Source organism: Ruegeria sp. B11 (genome assembly GCF_056539785.1).
On record NZ_JBQFVO010000002.1, the window covers coordinates 807,955 to 827,372 of the forward strand.

General features: G+C 58.2%; 21 protein-coding genes. 6 read left to right on the forward strand and 15 right to left on the reverse strand.

Translation table 11 applies throughout. The features are described 5' to 3' along the window. Nucleotides 1–22 precede the first annotated feature (22 nt). Nucleotides 23–352, forward strand: coding sequence for a hypothetical protein (locus ACR0I1_RS11430; RefSeq protein ID WP_170394874.1), 330 nt, complete (start codon nt 23–25; stop codon nt 350–352). Between the two features lie 6 nt (nt 353–358). On the opposite strand, the gene ACR0I1_RS11435 is transcribed toward ACR0I1_RS11430, so the two are convergent. Both ACR0I1_RS11435 and trhO read right to left on the reverse strand, forming a co-directional pair. Next, nucleotides 359–859, reverse strand: coding sequence for a potassium channel family protein (locus ACR0I1_RS11435; RefSeq protein ID WP_480706532.1), 501 nt, complete (start codon nt 857–859; stop codon nt 359–361). A 64-nt stretch (nt 860–923) separates the two neighbouring features. Then, entirely contained in the window at nt 924–1,829 is a 906-nt protein-coding gene (gene trhO, locus ACR0I1_RS11440) for an oxygen-dependent tRNA uridine(34) hydroxylase TrhO (protein WP_480706534.1), read from the reverse strand. Between the two features lie 96 nt (nt 1,830–1,925). On the opposite strand from trhO, the gene pncA reads away from it, so the two are divergent. Then, nucleotides 1,926–2,519, forward strand: coding sequence for a bifunctional nicotinamidase/pyrazinamidase (pncA, locus tag ACR0I1_RS11445; RefSeq protein ID WP_170408552.1), 594 nt, complete (start codon nt 1,926–1,928; stop codon nt 2,517–2,519). 3 nt (nt 2,520–2,522) lie between these two features. On the opposite strand, the gene ACR0I1_RS11450 is transcribed toward pncA, so the two are convergent. After that, nucleotides 2,523–3,053, reverse strand: coding sequence for a hypothetical protein (locus tag ACR0I1_RS11450; RefSeq protein WP_480706536.1), 531 nt, complete (start codon nt 3,051–3,053; stop codon nt 2,523–2,525). Nucleotides 3,054–3,217: 164 nt separating this feature from the next. Here ACR0I1_RS11450 and pncB point away from each other — a divergent pair, with 164 nt between their 5' ends. Then, nucleotides 3,218–4,510, forward strand: a complete 1,293-nt coding sequence (gene pncB / locus ACR0I1_RS11455) for a nicotinate phosphoribosyltransferase (protein WP_170394888.1) — start codon at nt 3,218–3,220, stop codon at nt 4,508–4,510. Here pncB and ACR0I1_RS11460 read toward each other — a convergent pair. The 5 genes from ACR0I1_RS11460 to ACR0I1_RS11480 all read right to left on the reverse strand — a co-directional run bounded on the left by ACR0I1_RS11460 (nt 4,507) and on the right by ACR0I1_RS11480 (nt 10,992). Beyond that, nucleotides 4,507–5,958 carry an aldehyde dehydrogenase family protein gene (locus ACR0I1_RS11460; protein ID WP_480706538.1) on the reverse strand — a complete coding sequence of 484 codons (1,452 nt, stop codon included), beginning with the start codon at nt 5,956–5,958 and terminating at the stop codon, nt 4,507–4,509. The genes pncB and ACR0I1_RS11460 overlap by 4 nt on opposite strands. 36 nt (nt 5,959–5,994) lie before the next feature. Beyond that, nucleotides 5,995–7,593: a dipeptide ABC transporter ATP-binding protein gene (locus ACR0I1_RS11465; protein WP_170515171.1), complete on the reverse strand. Its 1,599-nt coding sequence runs from the start codon at nt 7,591–7,593 to the stop codon at nt 5,995–5,997. Then, nucleotides 7,590–8,405 carry an ABC transporter permease gene (locus tag ACR0I1_RS11470; protein WP_170408556.1) on the reverse strand — a complete coding sequence of 272 codons (816 nt, stop codon included), beginning with the start codon at nt 8,403–8,405 and terminating at the stop codon, nt 7,590–7,592. Before ACR0I1_RS11470 ends, ACR0I1_RS11465 begins: the two co-directional genes overlap by 4 nt. After that, complete coding sequence (locus tag ACR0I1_RS11475) at nt 8,402–9,349, reverse strand: ABC transporter permease (protein ID WP_480706541.1); 948 nt, start codon at nt 9,347–9,349, stop codon at nt 8,402–8,404. The genes ACR0I1_RS11470 and ACR0I1_RS11475 overlap by 4 nt, the downstream gene beginning before the upstream one ends. 155 nt (nt 9,350–9,504) lie before the next feature. Further along, nucleotides 9,505–10,992, reverse strand: a complete 1,488-nt coding sequence (locus ACR0I1_RS11480) for an ABC transporter substrate-binding protein (protein WP_170408558.1) — start codon at nt 10,990–10,992, stop codon at nt 9,505–9,507. A 171-nt stretch (nt 10,993–11,163) separates the two neighbouring features. Between ACR0I1_RS11480 and panB the strand changes: the two genes are divergently transcribed. From panB to glpK, 3 genes are all read left to right on the forward strand, one after another. Next, nucleotides 11,164–12,003, forward strand: a complete 840-nt coding sequence (gene panB / locus ACR0I1_RS11485) for a 3-methyl-2-oxobutanoate hydroxymethyltransferase (RefSeq protein WP_480706543.1) — start codon at nt 11,164–11,166, stop codon at nt 12,001–12,003. Continuing rightward, a complete protein-coding gene (panC, locus tag ACR0I1_RS11490; RefSeq protein WP_170514138.1) occupies nt 12,000–12,851 on the forward strand; it encodes a pantoate--beta-alanine ligase in 852 nt (283 codons plus the stop codon). Before panB ends, panC begins: the two co-directional genes overlap by 4 nt. Nucleotides 12,852–12,921: 70 nt before the next feature. After that, nucleotides 12,922–14,400, forward strand: coding sequence for a glycerol kinase GlpK (gene glpK, locus ACR0I1_RS11495; protein WP_480706545.1), 1,479 nt, complete (start codon nt 12,922–12,924; stop codon nt 14,398–14,400). Here the strand turns inward: glpK and smpB are convergent. From smpB to ACR0I1_RS11530, 7 genes are all read right to left on the reverse strand, one after another. Continuing rightward, entirely contained in the window at nt 14,397–14,879 is a 483-nt protein-coding gene (gene smpB, locus ACR0I1_RS11500; RefSeq protein ID WP_170394914.1) for an SsrA-binding protein SmpB, read from the reverse strand. The genes glpK and smpB overlap by 4 nt on opposite strands. A 44-nt stretch (nt 14,880–14,923) precedes the next feature. Then, on the reverse strand, nt 14,924–15,466 hold the full coding sequence (idi, locus tag ACR0I1_RS11505; RefSeq protein ID WP_170394917.1) for an isopentenyl-diphosphate Delta-isomerase: 543 nt from the start codon (nt 15,464–15,466) through the stop codon (nt 14,924–14,926). A gap of 144 nt (nt 15,467–15,610) precedes the next feature. Further along, a complete protein-coding gene (locus ACR0I1_RS11510; RefSeq protein ID WP_480706547.1) occupies nt 15,611–16,024 on the reverse strand; it encodes a c-type cytochrome in 414 nt (137 codons plus the stop codon). Nucleotides 16,025–16,136: 112 nt separating this feature from the next. Further along, the gene (locus ACR0I1_RS11515) at nt 16,137–17,150 is read right to left on the reverse strand and encodes a P1 family peptidase (RefSeq protein WP_480706549.1); all 1,014 of its coding nucleotides are present in this window, start codon (nt 17,148–17,150) and stop codon (nt 16,137–16,139) included. 82 nt (nt 17,151–17,232) lie between these two features. Then, the gene (locus tag ACR0I1_RS11520; RefSeq protein WP_480561903.1) at nt 17,233–17,979 is read right to left on the reverse strand and encodes an SDR family oxidoreductase; all 747 of its coding nucleotides are present in this window, start codon (nt 17,977–17,979) and stop codon (nt 17,233–17,235) included. 60 nt (nt 17,980–18,039) lie between these two features. Beyond that, the gene (arfB, locus tag ACR0I1_RS11525) at nt 18,040–18,459 is read right to left on the reverse strand and encodes an alternative ribosome rescue aminoacyl-tRNA hydrolase ArfB (protein WP_170394928.1); all 420 of its coding nucleotides are present in this window, start codon (nt 18,457–18,459) and stop codon (nt 18,040–18,042) included. A 263-nt stretch (nt 18,460–18,722) separates the two neighbouring features. Next, nucleotides 18,723–19,370, reverse strand: a complete 648-nt coding sequence (locus tag ACR0I1_RS11530; protein WP_170394930.1) for a queuosine precursor transporter — start codon at nt 19,368–19,370, stop codon at nt 18,723–18,725. Between the last annotated feature and the right edge of the window lie 48 nt (nt 19,371–19,418).

Consider the following 19,418-nt stretch of genomic DNA (forward strand, 5'->3'; position numbering starts at 1 on the left):
TACATAGTCAGAGGATTACCCGATGGCCCAGAACATGCGAAATTCCGCCCTGAGCGGCCCAACAAACGACTATCACCTGCTGCCAGTTACAGATCGGCAGATGCGCTTTGCCCGCGCCATCGCGCAACAATCAGCGCTTGAGATTCCGGTCGAGGCGCAGCGTGACCGCAAATCCCTGTCAGACTGGATTTCAGCCCATAAGCCGCATGATCCGTCGCCCTTTGCAAACTACCCAACAGGTAAGCAGGTTGCTTTTGCCGAACGTATCTCGCGCAGCAAGCGCCGCCCGATCCCGTCCGAATGTTTCCGCGACAAACAAATGATGTCGCGCTGGATCGATCATAATAAATAGATCGCTCTATTTGCCGTGGTTGCGCGCGTATAGCGCGACGGCGGCGGCCACAAACATGCCCAACAGGATGTAACCCGTCACAGCCTCGGCCACAGCCAGCCCACGGCAAAAGCCAGTTGGGGACATGTCCCCATATCCGACCGTTGTGAAGGTGACGTATGAAAAATACAGAATATCGGCTGGCCCTTCGGCGCCGATCACACAATGGTCGTTATATCCAAACGCGCCGTAGACGGCTGCGAACAGGAATGGCACGACCTGGATGAAGGACACCCCCATCAGGAACAACAACCTCCGGGGGGATTTCACCTGGGTCATGTAGTACCAGGACTGCGAGGCGATCCAGATCAGAAGGCCTACCGAAGAAAGAGTGCCAATGGTGTCGCCTGCTGTGGCTTCGTTCAGGCGCGACAGGCCGTACCATGCAAGAAAGCTGGCCAAGACCAGCCCAGCCGCCGCCAACAGGGTCGATTTCCATTCTTCCAGGGTTCGCGGTTCGTGGGTCATGGGCGCTCCGTCGGTTGGGCTTGCGCACAATCATCCGATTTCAAACGCGGCCTGCAAGCTGATTTCAGTCAGAACCCAGATGTTCCTCGCCCCGCGCGCGGGCCAGCTGTATCTGCTTTTGCCGCTCGCGGAACCGCGCCTTGTCCTGTTCCGATGTCTCATCGATGCACCGATGGCAGGATACGCCATGCTCGTATTCAGGGCGTTTCACATCTTCGGGCAGGATCGGACGGCGGCAGCCATGGCACAGCTTGTGCGGCCCCTCGACCAGACCATGACCAACCGAGACGCGGTTGTCGAAGACAAAACACTCACCCTGCCAAGTGCTGTCCTCGGGCGGCGTTTCTTCCAGATACCGCAGGATGCCGCCTTTCAGGTGATAGACATCCTCGACCCCCTGCCCCAGCAGGTAGTTGGTGGACTTTTCGCACCTGATGCCTCCGGTGCAAAACATCGCAACGCGTTTGTTGTGAAAGCGATCCTTATTCTGTTCCCACCACGCCGGGAAATCGCGGAAACTGGCCGTGTTAGGGTCTATTGCACCCTCGAATGTGCCAATCGCCACCTCGTAATCGTTGCGGGTATCGATCACCACCACATCATCCGAACGGATCAGCGCGTTCCAGTCCTCAGGCTCGACATAATTCCCGACATTTGCGCGTGGATCGACATCGGGCTGGCCCATCGTCACGATCTCTTTCTTCAAGCGTACCTTCATCTTGCCGAAGGGTGGATGGTCCGAGGTCGCCTCTTTCCACTCAAGATCCGCGCATCCTGGCAGCGCGCGTATATGCGCCAGCACCGCATCAATCCCGGCGCAGGGCCCGGCAATGGTGCCGTTGATCCCCTCCTGCGCCAGCAGCAGGGTGCCTTTTACCGACTGCGCGCGGCAAAGCTCCTGCAAGGCAGGGCGCAGCGCATCGGGGTCGGGAAAACGCGTGAAATGATAGAGGGCAGCGATTGTGTACATGTGGGCGATCTAATGCCCTTGGCAAAAACACACAAGAGACCGCATTGACGATCGCAGCAGTGCACCATACCGATAATACAATCGAAGGAGGCCGATATGTCCCACGCGCTGCTCGTGATTGATGTTCAAAATGACTTCTGCCCCGGCGGTGCACTTGCCGTAGCCGGAGGGGATGAGATCGTCGCACCGATCAACGCAATCATGGATACATTCGATACGGTGATCCTGACGCAGGATTGGCACCCGGCGGGGCATTCTTCATTCGCCAGTTCTCATACTGGCAAAGCGCCGTTCGAGATGATCGACATGCCTTATGGCCCTCAGGTCTTGTGGCCCGATCACTGTGTTCAGAGCAGCGCAGGCGCGAACTTCCATCCGGATTTGCGAACAGATGGCGATCTGATCATCCGCAAGGGATTTCGCAGCGCTATCGATAGCTATAGCGCGTTTTTCGAAAACGACCATTCCACGCCCACTGGTCTAAAAGGCTATCTTGAGACGCGCGGGATCACGCAGCTGACCATGGTCGGTTTGGCGACAGATTTCTGCGTGCATTATTCGGCGGTAGATGCGGCACAGCTGGGGTTTGATGTCACTGTCTTAAGCAACTTGTGCCGCGCCATTGATATGGACGGATCTTTGGCTGTCGCAGAACAGGCCATGCGCGCAGCAGGTGTGACACTGGCCTGAGGATCAAAGCGCGGCACCATGCTCGGCCAGCAGTTTCAGAAACACAAACAGGATCACGGCAAGACCTAACGCGAAACCGATACGCCCAGAAACCGTGCGACGCTTTGGACGCACTGGTCTTGGGCGTGGCGCTTGCAATTGTCGCTCGGGCATTTTCCGGTTCACGGTCCCGGGCTTTGCGGTCCTGATATGGCCCAAGAAGTGATGGAAATCGAACTCACCACTATACTCTCCCTGGATACCCATATTCCGGATATTCGCAAAAAGCCGCTTTAGGATCAGGAGGCGATCTTCAGCGTCTTCTGGCCGAAAATAACCGCGGGCAAGATGCCCATCAGACTCGTTCAGGCTAAATCCTGATTCCAGAAATATTCTGCGAATCTTGGGCGATGCAGCGCGCAAAGCGTCTGCCGTCTTGATATCCCTGAACCGCGCCCGCACCGGGGGCCGCCCAGTTATCGATGTTTGCCCATGCTCAGGATCAACCTCATCCGGAGCTATTGCAACAATGTCAAAATCGTACTCGAGACTCATTCACTAACTTCAACCTTCAGTTCCATCCCCACCCCTCACTAAAGCGTGAAGGAAACCCACAATAAGCCCGTAATGTGTTCTGTCGTGGGCATTGTTCCCAATTCCGCGACTCTTGCCATTTCGTGCTCCGATTGATCTAACAACGGAAATTGCAGGAGGTCCCCATGGTCGATATCGCGACGCGGGTCTACAATCATAAATGGAAGATTGACCCGATTATCCGGTCATTGATCGACACAGATTTCTACAAACTGCTGATGTGCCAGTCAGTGTTTCGAAATAAGCCCCAAACCGATGTGGTGTTTTCGCTGATCAACCGGTCGAATCACGTGCCATTGGCCCGTTTGATCGATGAAGGCGAGCTGCGCGAGCAGTTGGATCACATCCGCTCGCTAAGTCTGAGTCGTGGGGAAAGCACGTGGTTGCGGGGCAATACATTCTACGGCAAGCGTCAGATGTTCCGCCCGGATTTCATGGAATGGTTCGAGAACCTGCGCCTGCCCCCTTACCATCTGGAGCGTAAGGGTGATCAGTATGAGCTGACCTTTGAGGGTAAGTGGCACGAGGTCATGCTATGGGAGATCCCGGCGCTGGCCGTACTGATGGAATTACGCTCACGCGCGGTTCTGAACGATATGCGCCGGTTCGAACTACAGGTGCTCTATGCCCGTGCAATGACACGCGTATGGGAAAAGATAGCCCAGCTTCGCACTATTGAGGGGCTTGGGATCGCGGATTTCGGCACGCGGCGGCGGCATTCCTTCCTTTGGCAGGACTGGTGTGTGCAGGCCATGATTGAAGGTTTGGGATCGTCCTTTACCGGAACGTCCAACTGTCTGATCGCAATGCGACGCGAAGTTGAGGCTATTGGCACCAACGCACATGAACTACCTATGGTGTATTCTGCGCTCGCCGAAGACGACGCCGCGCTTGCCCAGGCGCCCTATGACGTCCTAAGCGACTGGCACGAGGAACATGATGGAAATCTGCGCATCATTCTGCCCGACACGTATGGCACCAAAGGGTTTCTGGACCGCGCGCCTGACTGGCTGGCAGGCTGGACCGGCATTCGCGTTGACAGCGGCGACCCCGCAACCGGCGCAAAAATCGCAATAGACTGGTGGAAATCACGCGGCGAAGACCCGACGCAGAAGCGGGTTATTTTCTCGGACGGGTTAGATGTGGACAAGATACGCGAATTGCACGCTCAGTTCGCGGATCAAACCAATGTCTCGTTCGGCTGGGGTACGTTGCTGACCAATGACTTCCGCGAACTTGTACCGAATGACGCATTGGCTCCCTTTTCGCTAGTCTGCAAGGCGGTCTCGGCCAATGGCTACCCGACGGTCAAACTATCTGACAACCCGGAAAAGGCGATGGGACCCGCCGAGCAGATTGAGCGGTACAAGCGCGTCTTTGGCGTTGGAGCGCAGGAGCCGATCGAAGTGATCGTTTAGCCGTGGTAGGCCGCAACCGTCTTGAGCTGCGAGAACCCATAAAGCGCCTCGAACCCTTTTTCGCGGCCATGGCCGGATTTTCCAACGCCGCCAAAAGGCAGCTCGACACCTCCGCCCGCGCCGTAGTTGTTAATGAACACCTGCCCCGAACGCAAACCCTTGGCCAGCCGCATCTGCCGCCCACCATCTCGGGTCCAGACGCTGGCAACAAGGCCATATTCGGTGCTATTTGCTATGGTTAGAGCCTGTTCTTCGGTGTCAAACGGGATCAGAACCTGTACGGGGCCAAAGATCTCATCCCGCGCCAAGGCATGATCGGGCGGCACATCCGAGAACAATGTGGGCCGGACATATGCGCCGGATTCGGGTGCGCCAGCCGCAATCTGGCCCTCGGCGGCAATCGCCAAGTCCGAGCCTTGGTGAAGGAAACCGGTCACGATTTCTTTTTGCCGTGTTGAGATCAGCGGACCAACGCGCAAATCCCGGATCGCCGGACCGACGGTAAGCTCTTGGTATGCCAAGGCCATACGGGATTTCACCGCATCATAAACACCGCGCTGCACCAGAATGCGCGACGAGGCCGAGCAGGTCTGGCCCGCATTCTGTATACCCGCATTCACCAGATACGGCAGCGCGGCATCCAGATCGGCGTCATCGAAAACCAGTTGCGGCGACTTGCCGCCCAGTTCCAGTGTCACCGGAACAACGTTTCGACCCGCCGCCTGCTGAACCAACGCGCCTGTCGCGACCGAACCGGTGAATGAAATGTGATCCACACCCGGGTGTGCCGACAGGGCCGCGCCCGCCTCAGCCCCCAGGCCGGGCACCACATTCAGGGCACCAAGCGGAAGGCCCGCCTGTATCGCCAGATGCGCGAAGGCCAGTGCGGTCAGGCAGGCCTCTTCCGCCGGTTTCAGAACACAGGCGTTACCCATTGCCAGCGCCGCCCCGACAGAACGGCCAATGATCTGCATCGGATAATTCCACGGCACGATGTGGCCGGTCACACCGTGCGGCTCGCGCAACGTGTAGACGGTATAGCCATCCAGATAGGGAATGGTCTCGCCCATCACTTTATCCGCAGCACCACCATAAAATTCGCAATACCGCGCCAATGCTACCGCATCTGCCCGCGCTTGGGTCAACGGTTTGCCGACATCCATCGCCTCTAGCTGTGCCAGATCATCCACTCGGTCCAGAACCAGTTGCCCCAGTCGGGTGAGGATACGCCCTCGCTCCAGGGCCGTCATGCGACCCCAATCGCCATCGAACGCGGATCGGGCGGCCCGCACTGCAGCGTCAATATCGGTTTGGCCACCTCGAGCGATCTGGCAAATTTCGGAACCGTCCGAGGGATTCACCAGCGGCAAGGTTTGACCTGACGCGGGCATTTTCCATTCTCCGCCGATTAGGCAAAGGTTGGGATCGAACCAGAGGGGGTTAGTCATCGGAAGCTCCAATATCAGGCTCTATACAAGGGTTTTTCATGCAGCGCCTCGTCCAGTCTCCGGCAATTTCGGTGCCGCATTGATCAGAGTTCTTGTGTAAGGATGCTGAGGCTCTGTGAAGACTTGCTCGGTTTCACCCTGTTCCACAATCTTGCCGGCCTGCATCACCAACACACGGTCGGTGATGGTTCGAACCACGCTCAGGTCATGGCTGATGAACAGGTAAGTCAGATCGTAAGCCGCACAAAGCTCGGCCAGCAGGTCGAGAACTTGGGCGCGGACCGAGACATCCAGCGCCGAGACAGCCTCATCAAACAAGATCAACTCGGGTCGAATAATCAGAGCGCGCGCAATAGCGATACGTTGCCGCTGCCCACCCGAGAATTCGTGAATGTAGCGGCCCGCATCATCGGGGCTTAGGCCAACGGCGGTAAGCATCTCAGCGACGCGATCCTGCCGTTCAGAACCGGTTGGCGGGGTGTCCAGCAAATGAAATGGCTCGGTGATCAGGCGCGCGACCCGATGGCGGGGATTGAAGCTGCCATAAGGGTCCTGAAACACCACCTGCATCTTGCGTCGCACTGCCAGATTGGGTTTGTGGCCGGTGAAAACAGGCTGACCATCAAGGGAAATGCGGCCTTGCTGCACCTCCTCCAAGCCCAAAATAGCTCGTGTTAGGGTCGATTTTCCACAACCGGACTCTCCAACCAGCCCTAAACGCTCCCCCCGATTCAGGGTAAAGCTGACCTGATCGACGGCCCGATGATGACCGGGCGTGGCAAACAGGCGCGTTCGGGGCAGACGGTAGTCCCGCACCACGTTCTCGACCTCAAGCAACGCTCGCGGTGCAGGAGAGGTCGGCAGGTTGACTTGATGCCCCGAAGCTTCGAACAGCATACGGGTGTAAGGGTGCTGCATATGGCGCAGGAGATGATCTGTTGCGCCCGTTTCAACAACCTCCCCATGCCGCATGACCACAATCTGATCCGCCATGTCTGCAACCACCGCCAAATCATGCGTGATCATCAGCAGACCCATGCCATACTCCGACACGAGCCCTTTTAGCAGATCAAGGATTTGCGCCTGCGTGGTCACATCAAGCGCCGTTGTCGGCTCATCCGCGATCAAGAGTCGGGGGCGCAGTGCAATCGCCATGGCGATCACCACTCGCTGGCGCTGACCGCCTGACAGTTCGTGAGGATAACGCTTCAACGGAAACCTGTCGGTTGGCAATCCAACCCGGGCCAGAACCTCTTCGGCCCGAGCGCGCGCTTTGGCCGGGGGCATGGCCTTGTGGATCAGGATAGTCTCCATAACTTGATCGCCGATGGTCTTCACCGGGTTCAGGGCAGTCATCGGCTCTTGGAAAACCATTCCGATCGCAGCGCCCCGCAGCGCACAAATCTCGGCCTCAGACCGGTTCAGCAGGTTCTGGCCCTCTAACTCTAGCACCCCATCTACTTCGGCATCGTTTGGCAGCAACTGCATCACGGCAAAGGCTGTCATTGATTTGCCCGAACCGCTTTCTCCGGTCACAGCCACGATCTGCCCAGGGGCAATCGACAGGTTGATCTTCTTTAAAATCGGCGTGCCGTGGATAGCCAACGAGAGGTCCTTGATCTGCAAAAGACTCATGCGCGGGCCACCCGTATCCGAGGGTCCAACCAATCGCGCAAGCCATCACCCAGAAGGTTCAGGCCAAGAACCGTCACGATGATGGCAAGACCCGGAATCAGAGCCAAATGCGGGGCAAAACTAACCATCGTCTGCGCATCGGCCAGCATTCTGCCCCAGCTTGGCGTAGGGGGTTGCGCACCAAGACCGACATAGGACAGCCCAGCCTCGGCCAGAATGCCAAGTGAGAACTGGATTGTTCCCTGAACAATCAGCAGATTGGCGACATTGGGCAGGATATGTTCAGCCGATATCCGTGCCGCGCCTTTGCCTGACACGCGGGCGGCAAGGATAAACTCGCGCTCCCAAAGAGACAAAGCTGCGCCTCGGGTGATGCGGGCAAAAACGGGGATGTTGAAGATACCGATGGCGATGATCGCGTTTATGGCCCCGGCACCAAAGACGGCGGTGATCAGAATGGCGATGACGAGAGAGGGGAATGCAAAGACCAGATCATTGCCGCGCATGATGAATTCATCTAGCCACGATCCACTGCGCGCAGCGGCAGCCAGACCCAAGGGAACTCCCAGCGCCATGCCAATCCCGACCGCGACCAGCGCCACCGCTATCGAGGTGCGCGCACCAACCATGATCATCGAGAACATGTCGCGTCCGAAATGATCGGTACCGAACCAGTGCTGTGCGCTGGGTGGCTGCAGCTTGGCCGGAATGCTCAGCGCGGCGTGGTCGTATGGGGTCCAGACAAAGGACACCAGCGCTGCCAGCACCACCAGTGAGGACAGCGTTGCGCCAAGGATCAGGTTGCGGCTCATGTCCTGCTCCTCAGCCTTGGATCGACTGCGGCATAGGCCAGATCGACAAAAAAGTTCACCATGATGACGGCAAAGACCAGCAGCATAACGACCGATTCCACGACGATCAGATCGCGCGCCGATATGGCCTGAAAAACCAGCCGCCCGAGGCCAGGTAGATAAAACACCTGTTCGATGATGATCGAACCCGCCAGCAGGAAGGAAAATTGGAGTCCAATGATCGTCAGTACCGGGATCAGAGCATTCCGCACTCCGTGTCGCCAAAGCGCCTGCCGACGCGAAAGGCCCTTGGCGCGTGCGGTGCGCATAAAATCCTCGGCCAGAATATCCAACAGAGCCGAGCGCATAACCCGCGCAAGGATCGCCGCTTGCGGCAGGGCCAATGCAATGGCTGGAAGGGTCAGCGAATGTAGACCGATCCAAATGCCGTTCTCCCACCCTGCAAACCCGCCGGCATTGAACCAACGCAAGTTGATGGCAAAGACCAGCACCAGCATCATCGCGAACCAGAAATTTGGCACCGCGATACCAAGCTGAGTCGCACCCATCACGGTCAGATCACCCGGTTTGCCGCGCCGTGAGGCTGCGTAGATACCGGCGGGGAAAGCAATCAGCGTGGACAGGGTCAGCGCGTACAAAGCCAGCGGCAATGACACCCACAATCGATCTGCGATCATCTGCGACACGGGTGTGCGATAGGTGTAGGACGTACCAAAATCCCCTACCAGCATCCCGCCGACCCAGTTAAAGTACCGCTCGATCTTCGAGACATCGAGGCCCAGTTCAGCTCTCAGCGCAGTCAATGTATCGGCCTGCGCGTTCACGCCCAGCATGAACGACGCCGGATCACCGGGCGCGACCTCGATCACTGCAAAGATGACAACCGAGGCGACGGCCAGGCTCAGGATCAGCGACAGCAGACGTTTGAGGGCGTAGCGGAGCATTTGGAAACGTTAGGGTCACATCCCGTGTGGGTCCAGCGCCTAAGGCACGAGAAGATAGACAAAAAGAAACCCGCCAAGCCAGAATCCTTGTGGGTTTCATGGTGCAACAGTTCGCGCCGGGGCGCTGGCCATCGCCCCGGTCCAACTCTGTTCTTCTATTCGGACCAACTGATCCCGGTCAGATCGATCGCTGCCGTGGGTGCGTTTTCCCATAGCCCCTCAACACCGGCCTTGGCCACGCCAAGCTTGGCAAGTTGAAACAGGTACCCGTTGACGTAATCGGTCGAAATCAAGCGCTGTGCCTCACCCAGCAAACGTGTGCGCTCATCAGGGTCCGTGGTCGAATTCAGCGTGTCCATCAATGCCTGAAAGTCGGTGCTGTCATATTGGAAGTAATAGTCGGGCCGGGCATAAATACCGATATCCATCGGCTCGGTATGGCTGACGATGGTCAGGCCAAACTCCTTGCCCTTGAACACGCTTTCCAGCCACTGCGCCCATTCCACATTGATGATCTCGGCGGTGATGCCAATATCAGCCAGTTGCGCAGCGATGATTTCACCCCCGCGTCGGGCGTAGGAAGGCGGCGGCAAGTGCAGCGTGGTCTCGAACCCATCGGGATACCCGGCCTCGGCCAGCAGCGCCTTGGCTTTTTCCGGGTCATAGGCCGAATTGCCGGTCAGATCGACGTAAGCCGGATTATGCGGAGCAAAATGCGTACCGATGGGTGTGCCATAGCCGAACATAGCCCCATCAATGATTGCCTGCCTGTCAATCGCGTGGGCCAATGCCTGTCGGACCAATATGTCATCAAACGGGGCTTGTTTGTTGTTGGTCGACAGAATGGTTTCTCCCTCGGTCGAGCCGACCAGAACCTGAAAGCGCGGATCAGCCTCGAATTGCGGCAGATTCTCGGGTGCGGGGAAGTTGTCGAACACGTCTACATCCTCGGCCATCATGGCGGCAAAGGCGGCGGTCGGATCCGAGATAAACTTAAACGTTGCGGTCTCTAACGCGGGCTGTTCGCCCCAATAGTCGGGGTTGCGATTCAGGATGATGCTGTCACCCTGCAGCCAGTCAGAGAAGGTGAAGGCCCCCGTGCCAACCGGGTTGGTCTTGATATTCTCGATGCTTTCGGGCGCAACGATCACCGCGTCACCCCAGGCGAGATTGAAAAGGAAGTTCCCGTTTGGCTCATTCAACGTCACCTGAACGGTCAGGGGGTCCACCACCTCGACACTTTTAATGCCCGCAAACAAAGCCTTCTGCGCGTTGGCGCTGTCTTCTGCCGTGGCGCGATCAAGGGTAAACTTGACGTCCTCGGCATCCATCGTTGTGCCATCGTGAAATGTCACACCGTCGCGCAGCTTGAATGTGTAAACGGTACCGTCATCCGAGATTTCCCAGCTTTCGGCCAGCCCCGGCACCACCGAGCCATCCCCCATGAACCGGGTCAGGCCTTCGAAGATATTGGTGTAGACAACCGAATCGATAGCCTGCGCCGCAGCGCTGGTCGGGTCCAGATGCGGTGGCTCAAGCTGCATGGCGATGGTGATGTCAGATTTGGCCATGGCCTGCGTGGCAAACAGGCCCGCGCCAAGGACCAGGGCCGACGCGAACGAGCGAAAGCGCTGCTTTGTCATGAAAATCTCTCCCCACTGAAATTGGCTAGCCCTGCTTTTTTCGGGCCGATCTGCGACCAATGTCCTCGCAAACCCGGGGTCAATCAAGGAATTGTTGGCGCAACCGGGGTTTCTTTGCGCCTGCCGCATCTGCTATGCCGCGCTGCAACATGAACCCTGCGAGGAGCGAGCATGAGCGCCACCGCCCGCAAGAAAGCCCCGAACGCCGAGGATATCCGCGCCCGGAAAGGTACTGATCCACTGGTCTCGTTGACCGCCTACACAACACCGATGGCGCAGTTGATGGATGCGCATTGTGACTTCGTTCTGGTCGGTGACAGCGTCGGCATGGTGTTGCACGGGTTGACGTCGACTCTTGGTGTGACGATGGAGATGATGATCATGCACGGCCAGGCCGTTGCCCGTGGTCTGGACAAGGCAATGATGGTGATCGACATGCCTTTCGCCAGCTACGAGCATGACCCGGCTCAGGCATTCCGCAACGCAGCCCGGCTGATGTCGGAAACAGGAGCTGGGGCGGTTAAGCTGGAAGGTGGCGTCGAGATGGCTGAAACCATCCGGTTTCTGGTCAAACGCGGGATCCCGGTGATGGCACACATTGGCCTGACACCGCAGTCGATAAACACTTTGGGTGGCTATAAGGTACAAGGGCGCGACGAACAGGCCGATGCCGTATTGGCCGACGCCCGGGCCGTCGCCGACGCAGGCGCGTTTTCGGTCGTGTTAGAGAAAGTTCCGCAGGGTTTGGCCAACTGGATTACCGCTGAGATTGCGATCCCCACAATCGGCATTGGTGCCTCGGCCGGGTGCGACGGGCAAATTCTGGTGGTGGACGATATGCTTGGCTTTTTCACCGCCTTCAAACCGAAATTCGTCAAACGCTATGCTGATCTTGGCCCGCTGGCCGAAGCCGCCATTGCTGAATACGCAGCCGAGGTTCGTGCGCGAAGCTTCCCGGCAGACGAACATGTCTTTGCCGATGCCGTACCCGACAAAGGACCCAAGTCATGACCGCGCCTATTCTGCGTCGACTGGCAGACTTGCGCGCTCTGACCCGTGATTGGCATCTGAATGGTGAGGTGATCGGAGTTGTCCCCACCATGGGTGCGCTGCACCAGGGGCATCTGTCGCTGGCCGAAGCCGCGAAGACGGCTTGCGACCGGGTGATCGTGACGATCTTTGTAAACCCCAAGCAGTTCAACAACCCCGAAGACCTCGCCAACTATCCGCGCACCGAACAAGAAGACGCGAAAAAGCTCGCGCCTTACAACGTCGATGCGATATACGTGCCCGACCCGGATGAGATTTACCCTGATGGCTTCGCCACCACAGTCTCGGTCTCGGGTCTGACCGACGCGATGGAGGGAGAATTTCGCCCGGGTCATTTCGATGGTGTGGCAACAGTTGTCGCCAAGCTGTTCCTGCAAACGCAAGCGGATCGAGCCTATTTCGGGGAAAAAGACTATCAGCAGCTTATGATCGTCCGCCGGATGGCCCGCGACCTCGATATCCCTATCGAGGTGATTGGTTGCCCCACGGTGCGTGAACCTTCGGGCCTAGCAATGTCTTCGCGCAATCAAAGGCTATCCGAGGATGGTCTGGCCATCGCAGCCGAAAAACATCGTATCATGCGTGCAGTTGTTCAGGCGCTGGAAAACGGCGAAGAATTCGAAGCTTTGGCTTCTCAGGCACAGGCCGATCTTTTGGCCGCCGGTTTCAACGAAGTGGAGTATCTGCAACTACGCTGCGCTGAAACGCTGGAGCCTATGACCCATGCCAAACGACCCGCACGACTGTTTGCGGCAGCCTTGGTCGACGGCGTGCGGCTGATCGACAATCTACCGGTGTCTCCGGTCTGATTTCCCCTCTGGCACGTTTGGTTGTGTTTGCGCTAAAGTCCTGCAAAACCAAAGCGGGAGGGGCGCAGGAATGACCTATATTCTGGCAATCGATCAGGGCACCACATCGTCTCGTGCAATCCTGTTCGACGCGCAAATGCAGCGCGTCGGCACTGCGCAGCACGAGTTTACACAGCATTTCCCACAGGAAGGCTGGGTTGAGCATGATGCCGAGGAGATATGGGACAGCGTTCTGACGGTTTGTCGTGAAGTGATGCAAACGACAGGTGTATCCGCGGCACAGATCGCTGGTATCGGGATTACCAACCAACGCGAAACCACTGTCATCTGGGATCGCGCCACTGGGGCCCCCATTCACAACGCAATCGTCTGGCAGGACCGTCGCACCGCTGAGATTTGCGAGCGTCTTCGCAAAGCGGGATGCGAGGATGACGTAACTGCCCAGACCGGTCTGCTGCTAGATCCTTATTTTTCGGGCACAAAGGTCAAATGGTTGCTGGATACCGTCCCCGGCGCACGCGACCGTGCTGCCGCCGGAGAACTGCTGTTCGGCACAATCGATACCTTCCTGATCTGGCGACTGACACAAGGGCGTGTGCACGCCACCGACGCCACCAATGCGGCCCGCACATTGCTATTCGATATTCACAAAGGGGAATGGAGTACCGAGATCTGCGACTTGCTGGACATCCCCCAAGCTTTGTTGCCCGACGTGCGCGATTGCGCCGCAGACTTCGGATCGACCTCGCTGTTTAGCGGTAATATTCCAATTCTCGGCGTGGCGGGGGATCAGCAAGCTGCCACCATCGGACAGGCCTGTTTCCAGCCGGGCATGATGAAATCCACCTATGGCACGGGCTGTTTCGCACTACTCAACACCGGTACGCAGCCAGTTGAATCGAAAAACCGGCTGCTAACGACAATTGCCTATCAGTTGGACGGGCAGAAAACCTATGCGCTTGAAGGCTCGATTTTCATTGCCGGTGCGGCGGTGCAATGGCTGCGCGATGCGTTGCAAATCATCGAAACCGCACCGCAAAGCGGTGAACTGGCCGCCAAAGCTGATCCGAACCAGCACGTTGTTCTCGTCCCTGCCTTTACTGGGCTGGGCGCGCCTTATTGGAAACCCGATTGCCGGGGCGCAATCTTTGGCCTGACTCGCAATTCAGGCCGCGCCGAAATCACGCGCGCCACGCTGGAAAGCATCGCGTTCCAGACCCGCGACCTGTGGCACGCCATGCAGGGCGATTGGGGCGCAGAGACTGACGTGATCCTGCGCGTCGACGGCGGAATGAGCGCCTCGGACTGGGCCATGCAGGGGCTTTCCGACATTCTGGGCGCCCCGGTCGACCGCCCGGTGATGCAGGAAACCACCGCGCTTGGTGCCGCATGGCTGGCGGGCATGAAAGCGGGTGTCTACCCGGATCAGGCCGGATTCGCCGAAACCTGGGATCTGGACCGGCGGTTTGAGCCTGCAAAACCCGTAGCTGACCGAGACGCGGCCTATGCACGCTGGCAACGCGCGGTTCAGGCGGCCATGGCGTTCTAACTGTGGTCCTTCATCAAGCGCTGTTTCTGCCGTGACCAGTCGCGCTTGGCCTGCGTTTCGCGCTTGTCGTGCAGCTTCTTACCTTTGGCGATGCCGATCTTCAGCTTCGCCCGACCCTTGTGATTAAAATAAAGCACCAGCGGCACCAGCGTCATGCCTTTGCGTTGGGTCGCGTTCCACAGGTTCGACAGTTCCTTGCGTGACACCAGCAGTTTACGGCGGCGGCGTTCTTCATGTTTGAAGACCTTGGCCTGCTCATAGGGCGCGATATAGCTGTTGATCAGCCATAGCTCTCCGTCATCAACCGACGCATAGCTTTCAGCAATGTTCGACCCACCGGCACGCAGGGATTTGACCTCGGACCCTTCCAGGACAATACCGCATTCGAGATCGTCTTCGATCGCATAATCGAAGCGCGCACGCCGGTTTTCGGCGATCACTTTGTAATTCGGGTCAGTGTTCTGCTTCTGCTTGGCCATGACGCGTTGATGTATGCCGCTTGCGTCCGCCTTGCAAGGCAGGGTTATGAATTGGCCGAGATTATCAGGTCAGGTCCAAATATCGTGTCAGCGTGATTGTGCAGATAAATCTTGAGCCACGGGGTAAAACGGTCGGGGTGCCGCTTCACCTCGGCCAGCAGATCGTGGTAATCGACCCAGCGGATATCCATCACTTCTTCCGGGTTAGGCTCGATTTTCAAGGCTCCACGAACATGGGCCAGAAAGACGTCGACCACCTCGTTCTCGACCATTCCGTTGCCGACATCGGCGTGATACTCCAATCGATGCCGGTATTCGGGGTAAAGTCCGGTGATGCCCAATTCTTCGCGCAGGCGCCGGACGGCACAATGCGAAGCGCTTTCGTCCCAATCCGGATGCGTACAACAGGTATTCGCCCATAGACCCGGCGTGTGGTATTTGCCCATCGCCCGGCGTTGCAGCAATATCTCGGTCCCGCGCACGGCAAACACGGACACAGCCTTGTGTCGCAGCCCCTTTTCATGCGCCTCCAGCTTGTCGACGGGTGTCAGTTCGCCCTCAACCCAAGCCGGGATCAAGATTCCCATCTGTCGTCTCCTGTTGGCGATCTCCGGTGCACATGGCCTTACCGGTTTTCCCCAAAGTGGCGCTGATTACAATGTCAATCAATCGCACGAAAGGCCGCAGGGGCTGCGGCATTTCGAAGTTCGTCTGTAAACCTGTTGGCGGAGTTACTCTCCCGAAACGCTCACGATATAGGCGTAAACGTCTTCGGCGCCCTTCTTCAGCTTGAAGGTCATTTTCGACTTGGCCGAGGTTTCCCCCAAATAGTCTTTCAAGAATGCTTTGGGGTCTTGGGCGTAGGCCACGAAAGTCTCTTCATCCCAGACCAGCCCATTTTCGCCCGCGGCCACGATGCTGTCGCCGTATCTGAAGCCTTCTTCAGTGCCGGCGGTGCGGCCTGCGATTCCGTACAGGTTCGGACCCGTCTTACCGCCCTTAACGATAACTTCACCCGCAGGGTCAGCAATCATGTGACAGGATTTGCATTTGTTGAAGGTCTTCTTACCCGCTTCGGCATCACCTTCTGCATAGACAGGAAGGGCCAGCAGACCGGCAATTACGGTGGCAAGGATACGATTCATAGCTTTTGCTCCGATATGAATTGGCTGCACCGAATGGATCGCTGGCACAGCAGAGAGTCAACGCGCAGATTGCCGCGCGACGGCACTGTGTCACAGGCGATCGGTGTCGTACTTAACCGAAGTCATGTAACTGCGACCAGCAGGGCAGCAGGTCGCCAGCGCGGGGGGAAGCCAGATAGATAGCCCGTGCAATCGCGCGCGCAAGACAGATCGAGGCCGCATGGCCGATCATCGCCATCGCCTCGGGGCCAATCGTGCGCGCGCCGGTGCTGAGACCAAATACCAGATCTCCATCGCCAGGCGTGTGCGCAGGAACAATGGCACGGGCGATGCCGTCATGGGCTGCTACCGCCAGACGCTGGCATTGCGGTTTGGTCAGCGCTGCATCAGTTGCAACTATAGCAATCGTGGTGTTTGCGCGATCTGGCGGAGCAGAATGCATCATCTGCGCCTTACGGCTGACAAGAGAGGAACCAAGACCCGAGGTCGGATCTGGCCCCAATCCACCGAACTCGCCATCGATCTCAAACTGCGCAGCCCAAAAATGCCGATCACCCGGTGTGGTTACGCTGCCAAGCGGATTGGCCGCCACCAGCGCGCCGACGGTTACGCCACCCTCAAGCTTTAACGAAGCCGAGCCTAAGCCACCCTTGTGCATCGCGGCCAATGCGCCGGTACCAGCCCCCACCGAGCCCAGTTCAAATTCTGGTGAGGCGGTCAAATACGCAGACTTCCCCAGATCGCGATAAGGATTTTCGGTCCAGTTCTTATCTCCACCATTGAGTAGATCGAACAGAATCGCGCCCGGCACGATGGGCACGACGGCCGAACCGACCTGAAATCCGCGCCCCTGAGCGCGCAATGCGTCTGAAACGCCCGAGCACGCATCCAGTCCAAAGGCCGAGCCGCCGGACAAAGCAATCGCGTCAACCCGATCAACAGTTTTGTCGACCGCCAGAAGGTCGGTCTCACGCGTGCCGGGGGCGCCGCCCATCACATGAACCGAAGCTATGAACGGGTTGTCCGCCGTCAGGACAGTTGTGCCTGATTTAAGCGTATCATCGTGCGCATTGCCAACCTTGAGGCCAGCGACATCAGTGATCAGGTTTCTGGGTCCGGGGTTCATTTTCGTCTCGCGCACTGGGCCAAAAAGCGCGCCGGGGCGCGCTGCCTCCGGCGGAGATATTTATGGCCAGATGAAGGGCGGATCAGATGCATCGGCCTCCGTCCACTTCTAGGGCTGTGCCGGTGATCATGCTGGCCTCGTCCGAGCAGAGGAAACAGGCGGCGTTTGCCATGTCTTCGGGGGTTGAGAAGCGACCAAGCGGGATCGTCGACAGGAATTTGGCGCGGATTTCCGGGGTGTCTTCACCCATGAAGGATTTCAGCAGCGGGGTTTCACCCGCCACCGGGCAGATCGCGTTAACGCGCAGGCCCGAGGGGGCAAGTTCGACGGCCATCGTCTTGGTCGCGGTGATCATCCAGCCTTTGGAGGCGTTGTACCAGTTCAGATTAGGGCGCGGCGACAGGCCTGCCGTTGAGGCCACGTTCAGGATCGTCCCCGCGCCGCGTATCTTCATCTGCGGAACAAAGGCGCGCGCGGTCAGGTAGACGGATTTCATGTTCACGGCGAAGACGCGGTCGAATTCATCGTCATCGACGTCCTCAAGTGGGGCCGGCAGGTGCGTCACGCCCGCATTATTCACCAGAATATCAAGTTTTCCGAATTCTTCCGATACCGCATGTGCCATGGCCTGAACCGATGCCGCATCCGAGACATCAACGTGCTGTGCGATGGCATTCGTGCCCTCCGCGGACGCCATGTCGGAAGCCGCTTCGCCATTGATATCTGCGATCATCACGCGGGCACCTTCGGCCAAGAATTTTTGCACAATCCCTGCGCCGAACCCGGATGCGCCGCCGGTTACGATGGCGGTTTTTCCCTCAAGCCTCATGGCTTTACCTCCCCTGCGTCTTGCACCGGCAGAGTAGCAACGTGCAGCGAAACTGCCAGATCAATCTTCGGACACTTTGCCTCGCAGGGCTTTGACATCCGCGCGGGCTTTCTTAGCAGCAAGCCTTCGCTTGACCGAACCATAAGTGGGTTTGGTCGCGATCCTGCGCTTGGGATTGACCAAAGCCCGCGTGATCAGTTCAGCCAACCGGGCGCGCGCGATGTCGCGGTTGCGGGCCTGAGACCGTGTTTCTTCACATTGAATGATGATGGCGCCGTCCTTGGTCCAGCGACGTCCGGCCAGCCGTTTCAAACGTGTCTTGACCGGATCAGGCAAGGAGGGTGAGCGCGCGGCCTCGAACCGCAGCTCAACGGCGGTGGAGACCTTGTTGACGTTCTGCCCACCCGGACCAGAGGACCGCACGAAGCTTTCGGTCATTTCCCAGTCTTGCAGGGCGATATCGTCGGTGATGCGCAACATGGATCGGACCTTACAGGGCGCAGTTGAAAACAAAAAGGGCCGCCCCGGCGGGACGGCCCTTCGAAAGTTCAGGAGGTTGGGTCGGTTAGATCAATCGACCAGCCGGAGCGAGCGCTCCGCCAAGGGCTGCCTTAACAGGCGATCCCCCCGGTTGTTCCAACACCTCTCTCCAATCTCTTTCTCGACACTGGATCACCTCCTTTTCTATCTGTTGCGGTTAACAAGGAGCGTGACACAAGTTGTGCCAATCTCAAAGAACTTTTTTACGCAGGCTGTGCAGCGGTCAGACGGGCGACGATCACCTTGAACGGAATCAGGGCGATTAGTGCCAGCGACAGTTTCACCAGCCAGTCAGCGAAGGCCAGCGTCACCCACAGCGGGGCCATCGGGCCGGACAGCATGAAGGGCACAGGCTCCCACGCCCAGTTGATCGCAGCGTCTGCATTGGCACCAAAGACGGTAACCGAGGCCGAGAACGCCAGCGTAAAGAAGATCGCGGTGTCCAGCGCTGAACCGACCAGTGTCGACACCAGCGGCGCGCGCCACCAGCGGCCACCACGCAGTGAGTTGAACACAGTGACGTCGGTCAATTGCGCGATCAGGAAGGCGGTGCCCGAAGCGACTGCGATGCGCAGCGGCACGGCGGCATAGGTGAAGCCGTCACCCTGCAGCATGATCTGGCTGCCGATCAGCGAGCAGATGATACCGGTGACAAATCCGGCGAATACGACCTTGCGGGCCGGACCCACGCCGTAGACGCGGTTCATGATGTCGGTGACCAGAAAGGCCAACGGATAGGTGAAGGCACCCCAGGTCAACAGGCCGTCAAGGATCAGGAACTGGACCAGGATGTTTGAGGCCACGACGATCGAGGCCATGGCAAGGATGCCGGGAATAAAGCTGCGTTGCATTTTCAGATGCCCGTTTTGACAAGGTAGCGGCGACTTGGCCCCAGGCTC